Genomic DNA, 13,339 nt, shown 5'->3' on the forward strand with positions numbered 1-13,339 from the left:
GATGACATTTCAGGGATCGATCAGAATGGCGCTACTCGAAATCCGAGATTTGCATGTTGGTGTCGAAGACCGAGAAGTTATTCGCGGCCTCGATCTTAATGTCGATGCGGGCGAGGTCCACGCGATCATGGGGCCGAACGGCTCCGGCAAATCGACGCTCTCGCATGTTATCGCCGGCAAGTCCGGTTATGAGATCACCGGCGGACAAATCCTGTTCAGGGGCGAGAACCTATTGCGGATGGAGCCAAATGAACGCGCCGCCAAGGGCGTGTTCCTGGCATTCCAGTATCCGGTCGAGATCCCCGGCGTGACCACCATGAACTTCCTGCGGGCGGCACTGAACGCCCAGCGCAAGGCGCGCGGCCAACAGGAATTCTCCACCCCCGCATTTCTGAAAAGAGTCCGCGAGGTGGCCGGTTCGCTCAACATTCCACAGGACATGCTCAAGCGCGGCGTCAATGTCGGCTTCTCCGGCGGCGAGAAGAAGCGCAACGAAATTTTGCAGATGGCGTTGGTCGAGCCGAGTCTGTGTATCCTTGACGAGATCGATTCCGGCCTCGACATCGACGCGCTGCGTATCGTCGCCAGCGGCATCAACGCCTTGCGTTCGCCGGAACGAGCGATGATCGTAATCACGCACTATCGGCGGCTGCTCGACCATATCGTGCCGGACGTTGTGCACGTGATGTGGAAAGGGCGGATCACGAAGAGCGGCGGCAAGGAACTCGCGCTGGAGCTCGAGGCTTCTGGCTACGCACAATTCGAAGACGCGGCCTGACGGCTCTAGGGATTCCCCGATGAAGCAGGTTTTGCCCAAAGCCGACGCCGAACGAGCAATTGGCAATGTTTTCGCTGCGGCCCGTGGACGGCTGCCTGGTGCAGGCCTTGTCCCCCAAATCCGGGCGATCGCATTCGAGGTCTACGAGCGTACCGGCCTTCCGCATCGCGGCATGGAGGACTGGAAATACACAGATCTGCGCGCCCTAATCGGCGAGGTGTTGCCACTCGCTCCGCGACCGGATGCCGAGGCGCTGGTGCGCGCAAAGGTGTCGGCCGAGCAAGTGTCTGCCGATCAGGCGGTCAAGCTGGTCTTGGTGGATGGCATATTCGCGCCGGAGCTATCCGATCTCGGCAGGTTGGAGAATGAAGTTGTTGTGCGGTCGCTGCGAGAGGTTCTGGAGAATTCGACGCCTGGCGACATGGCAGGTCTGGTGCTGTCCACGACGAGCGACTCCGCTATCTCACTCAACGCCGCAATGGCGACAGATGGCCTGGTGATTACGGTCGCCGACGGCAAGGCGGTGAAGCGTCCAATTCAAATCGTTCACGTCGCAACCGGAGTGTCGGTGTCCACCTTTACACGCTCGTATCTACAGCTTGGTAAAGGAGCGCATGCGGCCATCGTGGAAAGTTTCGTCCCGGCTGAAGGCGCGAGCGGCTATCAAGCCAATGATGCGATAATCATCCTGGTTGGTGAGGAGGCGAGCCTTTCGCATATCCGCGTGGCAGCCGACGCCTCTGACGCCGTAAACATCTCGTCGGCGATCATCGCAGTGGGCGCCAGGGCTAAGCTCGACCTCTTCAGCATGACCTGCAGCGGCTCCATCAGCCGCTATCAGGGATTCATCACGCTGGCCGGCGAAGGAACCAAGGTCTCGGCGAATGGGGTTAATCTCATCAGGGACAAGCTGCACGCCGACACAAGGATCGTGGTCGACCACGCCGTGCCACATTGCACCAGTCGGAAGAAGTTCCGCGCGGTCGTCGACGATTGCGGCCGCTCGGTGTTTCAGGGCCGGATCGTCGTTCGTCGCGCCGCCCGGAAGACGAACGCCACCCTGACGACGCGAGCGTTGCTTCTATCCGACCAGGCCGAGGCCGACAATAAGCCCGAACTTGAAATCTTGGCTGACGACGTGACCTGCGGCCACGGAGCGACATCGGGCGCGCTGGACGACACTCTGGTATTCTATCTGCGCGCTCGGGGGCTATCCGAGAAGGACGCGCAGATGTTGCTGATTAAAGCGTTTTTTGGCGAATCGATTGAGGAGATCACTTCCGAGAAACTGCGCGATTTTGTGACAGGGCAAGCTGAACACTGGCTGCAGGCGGGGCGATGAGCGCACATCCCGCCGTGAGCAACGGTAGTTACGAGGTCAACCGTCTGCGTACGGACTTTCCTGCGCTCGCCATGACGGTGTACGGCAAGCCGCTTGTTTACCTCGATAACGCTGCATCCGCGCAAAAGCCCAACGCGGTGCTTGACCGTATGATGCAGGTGTACTCAAGCGAATACGCCAACGTTCATCGCGGCTTGCACTACCTCGCTAACGCGGCGACCGAGGCGTATGAAGGCGCCCGTACCAAAGTGGCGCGGTTCGTGAACGCGCGTTTAAACGAAGAGATCATCTTCACTCGGAGCGCCACGGAGGCAATCAATCTGGTCGCCCAGACTTTTGGCCGGGAACGCATTACCCCGGGTGATGAGATCGTTCTCTCGATTATGGAACACCACTCCAACATTGTGCCATGGCACCTTCTCAGGGAACGATTCGGTGCAGTGATCAAATGGGCGCCAGTGGATGATGACGGAAACTTCTTACTCGATGATTTTGAGCGACTGCTGACCCCGCGCACCAAGATGGTTGCAATTACACAAATGTCGAACGTGCTCGGCACGGTGTTGCCGGCGAAAGACGTGGTGAGGATCGCGCATGCTCGTGGTATCCCGGTGCTGGTCGACGGCTCGCAAGCTTGCGTCCATCTGAGCGCGGACGTCTGCGATATTGATTGCGATTTCTACGTCATGACGGGCCACAAACTCTATGGTCCGACTGGCATCGGTGTGCTTTACGGCAAGTCTGAGCATCTGGGATCGATGCCGCCCTTCAATGGCGGCGGGGAGATGATCCGCGAGGTCTCGCGTTCCGGCGTCATTTATGGTGATCCGCCACATCGGTTCGAAGCGGGTACGCCGCCGATCGTCGAAGCCATCGGTTTAGGGGCGGCTATCGATTACATCAATTCGATAGGCAAGGTGCAGATCCGCAGGCACGAGAGCGTACTGCTCGCTTACGCGCAGGAGAAGCTGGCAGACATCAACTTCGTGCGCTTGATCGGGACCCCGGCCGAGAAGGGTCCGATCATTTCCTTTGATATGGAGGGTGCACATGCGCATGATATTGCCACCGTCCTCGACCGCGCCGGTGTAGCGATGCGGGCGGGGGCCCACTGTGCGATGCCGCTGCTCAAGCGATTTGGCATGCTGACGACGTGCCGTGCGTCCCTTGGACTTTACAATACGCATGAAGAAATTGATGTGCTCGTGCGGGCGCTTATCAAGGCGCGGCAGCTGTTCTCGTAATTCGGCGGGCCTACGACGTCCAGGTGGCGAGATAGCTCGAATTGAGGTCTGGAGGATGAGGTCATGCACCTCATCGACATCACAGCAGGTAAGCACCTGTAGATCCAGCAAGCATAAATAGCATTGGCAAGCCTGTGTCGGCGAGCCGGCCTTCCTGTACGGCCGCCTTCGGCGAGCGCAGAGTACTGCGATCGGACGCCCTCGAGAACTGGGCGGTGGATTTTACAGGTAGCCAGCCCTTGTTCCATTTCGAACAGGGCCAAACCAAGCGTTCTCTGCTCAAAGCCTGATGTCGGGTTCGCAACAACACCTCCTGTCACCGCACCAGGCGCGCTAAGCGATTTTGATTGCTGTGTTTTTTTGTGCTCGCCAGGCGCTGGCATGCCGGTTGCAAAAGTCTTGCTCAAGACGCCGCCCTCGCAACAGCTAACCTTTGAAGGACATCAGATGAGTCTCGCCACGACCCAGAGCATCGCAGAAATCAGGGCTCGCAACAAAGAGCTGATCGAGGAGGTGCTGAAGGTCTATCCGGAGAAAACCGCGAAACGGCGTGCCAAGCACCTCAACGTTCACCAAGCCGGCAAGTCAGATTGCGGGGTGAAGTCCAACATCAAATCCATACCTGGCGTGATGACGATCAGAGGCTGCGCTTATGCAGGGTCAAAGGGGGTGGTCTGGGGACCGATCAAGGACATGGTCCATATCAGCCATGGCCCGGTAGGCTGCGGTCAGTATTCGTGGGGCTCGCGACGCAATTATTACGTTGGCACGACGGGCATCGATAGCTTCGTGACCCTGCAGTTCACTTCCGACTTCCAGGAAAAGGATATCGTATTCGGTGGCGACAAAAAGCTGGTCAAAATTCTTGACGAAATCCAAGAGCTGTTTCCGCTCAACAACGGCATCACGATCCAATCGGAATGCCCGATCGGATTGATCGGCGACGACATCGAGGCCGTGTCGAGAGCGAAATCCAAGGAATATGGCGGCAAGACCATCGTGCCGGTCCGTTGTGAGGGGTTTCGGGGCGTGTCGCAGTCACTAGGCCATCACATTGCCAACGACGCGGTGCGCGATTGGATTTTCGATCAGCTCGAGCCCGATGGTAAACCAAAGTTTGAGCCGACGCCGTACGATGTGGCGATCATCGGAGACTACAATATCGGCGGCGACGCCTGGTCATCACGAATTCTACTGGAGGAGATGGGCCTGCGGGTGATCGCGCAGTGGTCCGGCGACGGTTCCCTGGCTGAACTCGAGGCAACGCCGAAAGCAAAGCTCAACATTCTGCATTGCTACCGTTCCATGAACTACATCTCACGCCACATGGAAGAGAAGTTCGGTATCCCCTGGTGCGAGTACAACTTCTTCGGACCTTCAAAGATCGCAGAGTCGCTGCGCAAGATTGCGGGCTATTTCGACGACAAGATCAAGGAAGGCGCCGAGCGGGTGATTGAAAAGTACCAACCGCTGGTGAACGCCGTGATCGCGAAATATCGCCCGCGCCTGGAGGGCAAGACGGTGATGCTGTACGTCGGCGGGCTCCGTCCGCGTCATGTGATTGGCGCATACGAGGACCTCGGGATGGAAGTCATTGGCACTGGATACGAGTTCGGTCACAACGACGACTATCAGCGCACAGCTCAGCACTACGTAAAGGACAGCACGCTCATCTACGATGACGTCAATGGCTATGAGTTCGAGCGCTTCGTCGAGCAGCTCCAGCCTGACCTTGTCGGCTCGGGAATCAAGGAAAAATACGTTTTCCAAAAGATGGGTGTGCCGTTCCGGCAGATGCACTCCTGGGACTATTCGGGTCCATATCACGGCTATGACGGCTTTGCGATCTTTGCGCGCGACATGGACATGGCCGTCAACTCGCCGATCTGGAAGAAAACGAAGGCCCCCTGGAAGGAAGCTTCAAGGGCCAAACTTCTGGCTGCAGAATAAAGCAACTCATCTCGCTCTCTGGGAAAGCCGGGGCGATACCAATCTCGATAGTGAAGGATTTCAACAATGGCGCAGAGTGCCGAACACGTGCTCGATCATCTCGAACTTTTCCGCGGTCCAGAATACCAGCAGATGCTGGCCAAGAAGAAGATATTCGAGAATCCTCGCGATCCCGCCGAGGTCGAACGTATCAAGGAATGGACGAAAACGGCCGAATATCGGGAAAAGAACTTTGCGCGGGAGGCGCTAGCGGTAAATCCGGCGAAGGCCTGCCAGCCGCTTGGCGCCGTGTTCGCCTCTGTTGGCTTTGAGGGTACGCTGCCCTTCGTCCACGGCTCGCAAGGCTGCGTGGCTTATTACCGCAGCCATCTGTCGCGGCACTTCAAGGAACCTTCTTCCTGCGTCTCTTCGTCGATGACGGAAGACGCTGCCGTATTCGGCGGGCTGAACAACATGATCGACGGGCTCGCGAACAGCTATAACATGTACAAGCCCAAGATGATTGCGGTCTCTACGACCTGCATGGCCGAGGTGATCGGCGATGACCTCAACGCCTTCATCAAGACGTCGAAAGAAAAAGGCTCGGTTCCGGCGAACTTCGATGTGCCATTCGCCCATACCCCGGCGTTCGTCGGCAGCCACGTCACCGGTTATGACAATGCGCTCAAGGGCATTCTGGAGCATTTTTGGGACGGTAAAGCCGGAACAGCGCCGAAGCTGAAGCGCAAGCAGAACGGGGCGATCAACATCATCGGTGGGTTCGATGGCTATACCGTCGGAAACCTTCGCGAGATCAAGCGCATCTTGGCGTTGATGGGCATCCAGCACACGATTCTCGCGGATAATTCTGAAGTCTTCGATACTCCGACCGACGGCGAATTCCGGATGTATGACGGCGGCACGACGCTGGAAGATGCGGCCAACGCGGTTCACGCCAAGGCGACAATCTCCATGCAGCAGTGGTGCACCGAAAAAACGCTGCCATTCGTGGCTGGGCATGGGCAGGAGGTCGTCTCCTTCAACTACCCGGTGGGCTTATCCGCAACGGATGACTTTATCGTGGCGCTGTCACGCGTCAGCGGCAAGGAGATTCCCGAGCAACTCGCGCGAGAACGTGGCCGCCTAGTCGACGCCATCGCTGACTCCAGTGCGCATATCCATGGCAAGAAGTTCGCGATCTATGGCGATCCGGATCTTTGCTATGGGTTGGCTGCGTTTCTGCTCGAACTCGGCGCCGAACCGACACATGTGCTGTCCACCAACGGCAACAAGGCCTGGCACGAAAAAATGCAGATGCTGCTTGCAAGCTCGCCATTTGGGCAAGGGTGCCAAGCCTATCCCGGCCGAGACCTCTGGCACATGCGCTCACTCCTGTTCACCGAGCCAGTCGATTTTCTGATTGGCAACACCTATGGCAAGTATCTGGAGCGCGATACAGGAACGCCACTGATCCGCATCGGCTTTCCGGTTTTTGATCGGCATCACCATCACCGCTCCCCTCTATGGGGCTATCAGGGTGGCCTGAATGTGCTGGTGAAGATCCTGGACAAGATCTTCGATGAGATCGACAAGAAGACAAACGTTCTTGGCAAAACTGATTACAGCTTCGACATCATTCGTTGATGAGCGACCGTGCGCGTGCCATCGCCCGAACACCCGAGGATGGCACAAGCACACGACGGTTGACCATGCAATTAATTTACGCTGAGAGGAAAAAGGGATGAGTTCACTAGCGGCCACGGTCCAGAATGTTTTCGACGAGCCGGGCTGCGCCAAGAACGGCAGTAAGCCGGAGGCTGAACGCAAGAGGGGCTGCACAAAACAACTGCAGCCGGGTAGCGCTGCCGGGGGCTGTGCTTTCGATGGCGCGAAGGTTGCGCTGCAGCCGTTCACCGATGTCGCTCACTTGGTGCATGGTCCGATCGCGTGCGAAGGTAATTCCTGGGACAATCGCGGCGCGGCGTCGTCAGGCTCGAATCTGTGGCGCACCGCGTTCACAACCGATTTGAGCGAAACCGATATTGTATTCGGAGGCGAGAAGCGGCTCTGCAAAGCGATCAAGGAGATCATCGACAAGTGCGACCCGCCCGCCATCTTCGTCTATCAAACCTGCATCCCGGCGATGATCGGCGACGACATCCACGCAGTCTGTAAGGCAGCATCTCAAAGGTTCGCAAAGCCGGTGATCCCGATCAATTCCCCGGGCTTCGTCGGCTCGAAGAACCTCGGTAACAAGCTCGCCGGCGAGGCGTTGCTCGATTATGTGATCGGGACGCAAGAGCCGGACCACACCACCCCGTACGATATCAACCTGATCGGCGAATACAACCTTTCGGGAGAGCTCTGGCAAGTGAAGCCATTGCTGGACGAGCTTGGAGTACGGATTCTTTCCTGTATCTCCGGCGATGGCAAGTATTGCGAAGTGGCTTCATCTCATCGCGCGCGGGCGGCGATGTTGGTGTGCTCAAAGTCCATGATGAACGTCGCACGCAAGATGGAGCAGCGCTACGGGATCCCGTTCTTCGAGGGGTCGTTCTACGGTATTCAAGATTCGAGCGAATCACTGCGTCAGCTTGCCCGCTTATTGGTTGAACGCGGCGCGCCGACAGATCTGCTCGGACGCACCGAAGCGGTGATCGCGCGCGAGGAAGCGTGGGCCTGGGCTGCTATCAAGCCGTACAAGCCCCGATTTGAAGGCAAGAAGGCCTTGTTGATTACCGGCGGCGTCAAGTCATGGTCGGTCGTTGCGGCACTCCAGGAAGCCGGGCTTGAGTTAGTCGGAACCAGCATCAAGAAATCAACCAGGAAAGACAAGGAGCGCATCAAGGAGCTGATGGGGCAGGATGCCCACATGATTGAGGACATGACGCCGCGCGAAATGTATAAGATGTTGAAGGACGCAAAAGCGGACATCATGCTATCGGGCGGCAAGTCGCAGTTCGTCGCGCTGAAAGCGGCGATGCCCTGGCTCGATATCAACCAGGAGCGTTGCCACGCCTATATGGGCTATGTCGGAATGGTCAAGCTGGTGGAGGAAATCGATAAGTCGCTCTCCAGTCCGATGTGGGAGCAGCTACGTCGACCGGCACCCTGGCAGGCATTGGCCAAGGCGCTGGAGCAGATGCAATCGCCGGTGGCGGCGATCGCCTGCGATCCGGCGCTTGCCGAAACCGCGCGCCGCGCGAGGAAGATCTGCGTGTGTAACACGGTCGATCTGGGCACGATTGAGGATGCAATATACGCGCACGGCCTGAGGAGCGTCGCAGCGGTGAGAGAGCATACCAATGCGGTCGGTGGCTGCTGCCAGAGTCGCATCGAAGGTATCTTGGTGTCCGAGCCGTCTGCCATGCGACAGGCCGCAGAGTAGGGAGGCGTCATGGCCATCGTCACGGCGCCGACGAAAGCCTGCGCTGTCAACCCGCTGAAGATGAGTCAGCCGATCGGCGGCGCATTCGCCTTCATGGGGCTGCGTGGGGCGATGCCGCTTCTGCACGGCTCCCAGGGATGCACGTCCTTCGGGCTCACGCTTTTCGTCCGGCATTTCAAAGAGGCAGTTCCGCTGCAGACCACCGCGATGAGCGAGGTCGCGACCGTACTTGGCGGTTATGAGAATCTCGAGCAGGCGATACTGAACATCTCCAACCGGACCAAGCCAAAGATCATCGGGATCTGCTCAACTGGTGTCACCGAGACCAACGGTGACGATGTGGATGCCTACCTCAAGCTAATCCGGAGCAAGCATCCGCAACTCGCAAAGTTGCCACTGGTGTATGTCTCGACGCCTGATTTCAAGGGCGCCTTCCAGGACGGCTGGGAGAAGGCTGTGGCGCGCATTGTGGAGGTGCTGGTGGAAGGGCCCAGCGCCAATGGCCTGCGGGACCCGTCGAAAGTGAATGTTCTGCCGGGATGTCACCTCACGCCCGGCGACCTTGATGAAATCCGTGTCATAGTGGAGGATTTCGGCTTGTGCCCGTCCTTCCTCCCTGACCTGGCGGGATCGCTCGATGGGCATATCCCCGATGAGTTTACGCCCACGACCATCGGCGGCATCGGCGTCGACGAAATCGCGAGCATGGGCCGCGCCGGATGGACGATTGCAATCGGGGCGCAGATGCAGCGTGCGGCAGAGGTCATGCAAGGCAAGACCGGCGTGCCTTTTCGTGTCTTCGAGCGGATGTGTGGTCTCTGTCCGAACGACGAATTCATGACGTTCTTGAGCGAGATCAGCGGCCGCCCCATACCCTTGAAATATCGGCGCCAGCGCGGTCAGCTCGCCGATGCAATGCTGGACGCGCACTTCCATATTGGCGGTCGCAAAGTTGCTATCGGCGCTGAGCCAGACCTTCTGTTCGATCTGTCCGGCATGCTGCACGACATGGGCGCGCAGGTGACAGCGGCCGTGACGACCACCCAGTCGGAGGTGATCGAGCGGATCAAGACCAAGGAGGTACTCATTGGCGATCTCGAGGATCTGGAAGGGCTTGCCAAAACACTCCATTGCGACCTGCTGATCACGCATTCGCATGGCAGGCAAGCGGCGGCTCGGCTGAAATTGCCGTTCTATCGTACGGGTTTTCCGATGTTCGATCGACTTGGTGCGGGACACCAACTATCCGTGGGCTATCGTGGTACCCGCAATCTGATCTTCGAAATCGCCAACCTTGTGATCGCGCACCGCGAGGAAAACGATCAGCCTACGCCCGATAGATGGCGGACTGCGTCCGGACCGCCAGGTTGCTCAGGCTATCGCAGCTCCACCGGCGCGGCTGGGGGGGCGATTGGATGAAAGTCGCGTTTGCCACTCAGGACTTGAGACGAGTCGATGCCCATTTTGGTTGGGCAAAGAATATCGCAATCTACGATGTCACGCCTGGAGGGCACGTATTTCTCAAAGCGATTGAGTTTGAGGGCGATCTTAAGGAAGACGGCAACGACGACAAGTTGGTGCCGAAGATCGAGGCGATCAAGGATTGCGCAATCCTTTACGTCGCCGCCATTGGTGGTGCCGGGGCTGCGCGAGTGGTGGCCAACAGGATCCATCCTATCAAGGTGGACAAGCCAGAAAGCATTCTGGTTTTGCTCGAAAAACTCGAGCGCGTACTGAAGGGCACGCCACCTCCCTGGCTACGCAAGGCCATGGCAAAGGGCCGAGGGCGTACGTTCGAGTTCGACGAATGAGGTGATATGACCGCAAATATAGAGCAACAGGGCGGCGCAGTCGACGCGCCGTTCCTCAAGGAGTTGATCAAGATTTGGCGTGCTCAGGATACCAACGGAGCTTGGGAGGCGAAGAGCGATCTTGAACTGCTCGGACCCTATATCCTGGACAAGCAGAAAAGGCGCGCATTGCCGATTATCGGTGATCCCGCTCCCGATACACTGTGGCGGCTTAAGCTGTTCTTCGATGCCGTCGCGCTCTCGATCGAGAGGGAGACCGGCGGGATGATCCAGCCGATTCTGGATCTGCATCATGAAGGCTTCGGCCGCATGGTGCTCATCTCAGGCCGGCTGATCGCCGTGAACAAGCAGCTGCGCGACGTGCATCGCTTCGGATTCGATAATTTCGTAAAGCTTGCGCAGGAGGGCGACAAATATGTCAGCGACGGAATCGACCTTATTCGGAAATTTCCGGACGTGGCTAACTATTGGGGATACTCATGAGCGATCGTGAAACACTGAAGGCCGAACTAAAGAAAGTATCCGCCAAGGCGATACAGGCCAAGATGGATCTGCACGACCTTTCGGAAGAATTACCGATCAATTGGACCTCGATCATGGTGGTGGCGCAGAAGGCGCACGATGCCTATGCCGAATTCGAGCGCAAGAGTCATGACTTGAAGACGCTCGAAAATAGTTGAAGGAGCCATGCATTGTCATTTGCAACGCGCGACGGCCGCGACTGGACGCCACAATACCTGATCTCGATCGATGCCAAGAAGTGCATCGGCTGTGGTCGCTGTTTCAAGGTGTGCGGTCGAGATGTCATGACGTTGAAAGGAATCAGCGATCAGGGCGAACTTGTCGAGCTCGACGACGACGAGGACGATGAGATCGAAAAGAAGATTATGGTTCTGAATGATCAAGGCGCCTGCATCGGGTGCGGTGCATGCGCCAGGGTTTGTCCGGCCAACTGCCAGACTCACACTTCAGCCGTTTCTGAAGCGGCGTGAGCGAGCACACCTCGTCCTGTCGCGGCCTCATGGTGAGGACGGCGCGCCAGAAGGATCTCAATCAAACATTGAATGGCTAGATCGAGCGAGCTAAGGCGCAAGCATTGCCCGGTGGTGGTTGGGCGACGGCTAGGTTATGCCGATGCAATCGCCGTTGCTCACAAACTACTCGTCTCCAAGGTCCGCCTATTCGTCAAAGGCGAGCCGTGCCTCCCGCGGCGCTAAGTAGATCGATGTGCCCGTCATGATGAAGTCCGAAGAGCACAGTTCAAGGCAGGTAGCCAATTTTGTTTGGAGGGGGTGCTGTGCATGTCTGCTTACAATCAGGAGAAGCTTACTTGTCCGCCGCGCTGCCGATCGTGGATAATGATGTCTGCCTAGTGGTCGATTCTAGAACCTGATGTACTGGGAACACCTTAGTTGGTCTTTTTGCGCACGACCGGTTGCGGAGGACATTTCGCTGCCCAGCACACGGTGGTTGCAATTGAGCAGGTGGACATCGATAGCACATCGCAAACCAGGACACGAAGCACTTGGCACGCAGGTCTCTAACTGTCGTTGGCGGGTACCTGGTCGGGCCGCGTACCCATCTGCTGATAGGAACCTGCGAGTCATTATCATTAGACGTCGGTCTTTTTGACGGATCGGCAGCAGGCGATCTTACGTCCGATTCTACCCACAGGATCGCGGCTTGTCGCAGCGACTATCTGTAACTCACGCGCAGAGTGCGTCGGGTAGTCGCGCCGAAGCGCGCCGAGTTGCTTTGGTCAGGTTGTGGTCAGCTAGGAATTATATCCTAGCCGGCAGAGCTTGCACGGCACGAGCTCAATTGCGTGCAACTTTGCCGATAGGAGAGCGCTCTCATGTATGGCAGAAGCGTTGGCTCATCCAGCCAGTTCACAACCGGTAACCAAACTGACGATTCATCAGAAGCGGGAGATAGTCCCCGGTTTGCGGAAACAGTTGCAAGAATGGAGCGAGGTGGCTCGTCATCCGAACCAGCGGCGTCATACTCTCTCGTTTCCAAAGCGCCCATTAGAGAGATCGACCGAGATTCCTTCTTGCGCGGAGCTGAGAGATTCTTGCGCAGTGATATCAGGCACATCGCCGAGAACCCAGAAGAGTACTCGGACTTCGTCTCCCAGAAGGCTGAGCGCGCAGCGACGGTTGCTGGAAGTTACGTTAACACCTACGACGATCCAAATAAGCCGGCACGATTTTACAGCTACCGGTTGGGCGACGAAGTTGTCGGGCTTCTAAGAGCAGGAGGCCCGGCTCGGATTAAAGGAGACCATTTTCAGCAGCAGTTTGGGCGCAACGATATCACATCCGTCGTAGATCTTAGGGTGACTCATCCGCTTGTCGAGAACGCTGGCGATATCTTGCTAGAACATCAGCTGCGAGAGGACGGGGACCATCCGCTGATCTTGTCGCGGCCGGCCCTAGCGGGCATGGAACCTCGTCTAGCGGACATGGGTTTTGTTCAGGTGGGTCGTAACCACTGGGTGCTTGATCCTCACCAGCGCCCCGATGTGTGGGCGAAGAACGAGAACGACGAGTGGCAGCGGGTAGGCAAGCCTACGAAGTATCTTTCCAAAGATGGGGGCAGTGATGTCGGTCCTCAGAGAAGCTACGAAACGGATTCGTCGGACGATGACCCTTCATTTTACTTGGAGCGCGCTCTTAGTGGGATGCACATGGAGTAAATTGGCTGCGATAGCAGCAGTGGGCCTGAAATGACGGACATTTGACCGTTCTATCCCGGGCTCAACGGTCTTGCTTTAAAGGGGGCGCACGCTCGCTGCGTCGCCCCCGGCTGAAACGTCCGTTCAACCTTTCTCCGAAGGTGCTTACG

General features: G+C 57.6%; 12 protein-coding genes. All 12 read left to right on the top strand.

Annotated features, from left to right (window positions below):
- The first annotated feature begins 25 nt into the window (after window positions 1–25).
- The 12 genes from sufC to GGD65_RS19365 all read left to right on the top strand — a co-directional run bounded on the left by sufC (window position 26) and on the right by GGD65_RS19365 (window position 13,190).
- Complete coding sequence (sufC, locus tag GGD65_RS19310) at window positions 26–778, top strand: Fe-S cluster assembly ATPase SufC (RefSeq protein WP_183236267.1); 753 nt, start codon at window positions 26–28, stop codon at window positions 776–778.
- 19 nt (window positions 779–797) lie between these two features.
- Window positions 798–2,120, top strand: a complete 1,323-nt coding sequence (gene sufD / locus GGD65_RS19315) for a Fe-S cluster assembly protein SufD (RefSeq protein ID WP_183236268.1) — start codon at window positions 798–800, stop codon at window positions 2,118–2,120.
- Window positions 2,117–3,364 carry a cysteine desulfurase gene (locus tag GGD65_RS19320; RefSeq protein ID WP_183236269.1) on the top strand — a complete coding sequence of 416 codons (1,248 nt, stop codon included), beginning with the start codon at window positions 2,117–2,119 and terminating at the stop codon, window positions 3,362–3,364. Before sufD ends, GGD65_RS19320 begins: the two co-directional genes overlap by 4 nt.
- Window positions 3,365–3,811: 447 nt before the next feature.
- A complete protein-coding gene (gene nifD / locus GGD65_RS19325; protein ID WP_179733809.1) occupies window positions 3,812–5,314 on the top strand; it encodes a nitrogenase molybdenum-iron protein alpha chain in 1,503 nt (500 codons plus the stop codon).
- Window positions 5,315–5,380: 66 nt separating this feature from the next.
- A complete protein-coding gene (gene nifK / locus GGD65_RS19330; protein WP_183236270.1) occupies window positions 5,381–6,937 on the top strand; it encodes a nitrogenase molybdenum-iron protein subunit beta in 1,557 nt (518 codons plus the stop codon).
- Window positions 6,938–7,034: 97 nt separating this feature from the next.
- Window positions 7,035–8,681 (top strand): nitrogenase iron-molybdenum cofactor biosynthesis protein NifE, encoded by a 1,647-nt coding sequence (gene nifE, locus GGD65_RS19335; protein WP_183236271.1) that lies wholly within the window; start codon window positions 7,035–7,037, stop codon window positions 8,679–8,681.
- Window positions 8,682–8,690: 9 nt separating this feature from the next.
- Entirely contained in the window at window positions 8,691–10,100 is a 1,410-nt protein-coding gene (nifN, locus tag GGD65_RS19340; protein ID WP_183236272.1) for a nitrogenase iron-molybdenum cofactor biosynthesis protein NifN, read from the top strand.
- A complete protein-coding gene (gene nifX / locus GGD65_RS19345; RefSeq protein ID WP_183236273.1) occupies window positions 10,097–10,492 on the top strand; it encodes a nitrogen fixation protein NifX in 396 nt (131 codons plus the stop codon). The genes nifN and nifX overlap by 4 nt, the downstream gene beginning before the upstream one ends.
- Window positions 10,493–10,498: 6 nt before the next feature.
- Window positions 10,499–10,975, top strand: coding sequence for a NifX-associated nitrogen fixation protein (locus tag GGD65_RS19350; protein WP_183236274.1), 477 nt, complete (start codon window positions 10,499–10,501; stop codon window positions 10,973–10,975).
- On the top strand, window positions 10,972–11,172 hold the full coding sequence (locus tag GGD65_RS19355) for a CCE_0567 family metalloprotein (RefSeq protein ID WP_183236275.1): 201 nt from the start codon (window positions 10,972–10,974) through the stop codon (window positions 11,170–11,172). The genes GGD65_RS19350 and GGD65_RS19355 overlap by 4 nt, the downstream gene beginning before the upstream one ends.
- A gap of 12 nt (window positions 11,173–11,184) precedes the next feature.
- Window positions 11,185–11,484, top strand: a complete 300-nt coding sequence (gene fdxB / locus GGD65_RS19360; RefSeq protein WP_183236276.1) for a ferredoxin III, nif-specific — start codon at window positions 11,185–11,187, stop codon at window positions 11,482–11,484.
- Window positions 11,485–12,566: 1,082 nt separating this feature from the next.
- On the top strand, window positions 12,567–13,190 hold the full coding sequence (locus GGD65_RS19365) for a host specificity protein (protein ID WP_246783337.1): 624 nt from the start codon (window positions 12,567–12,569) through the stop codon (window positions 13,188–13,190).
- The last annotated feature ends 149 nt before the right edge of the window (window positions 13,191–13,339 follow it).

It is taken from the genome of Bradyrhizobium sp. CIR18 (genome assembly GCF_014198295.1).
In the GTDB taxonomy this organism is placed as follows: Bacteria; Pseudomonadota; Alphaproteobacteria; order Rhizobiales; family Xanthobacteraceae; genus Bradyrhizobium.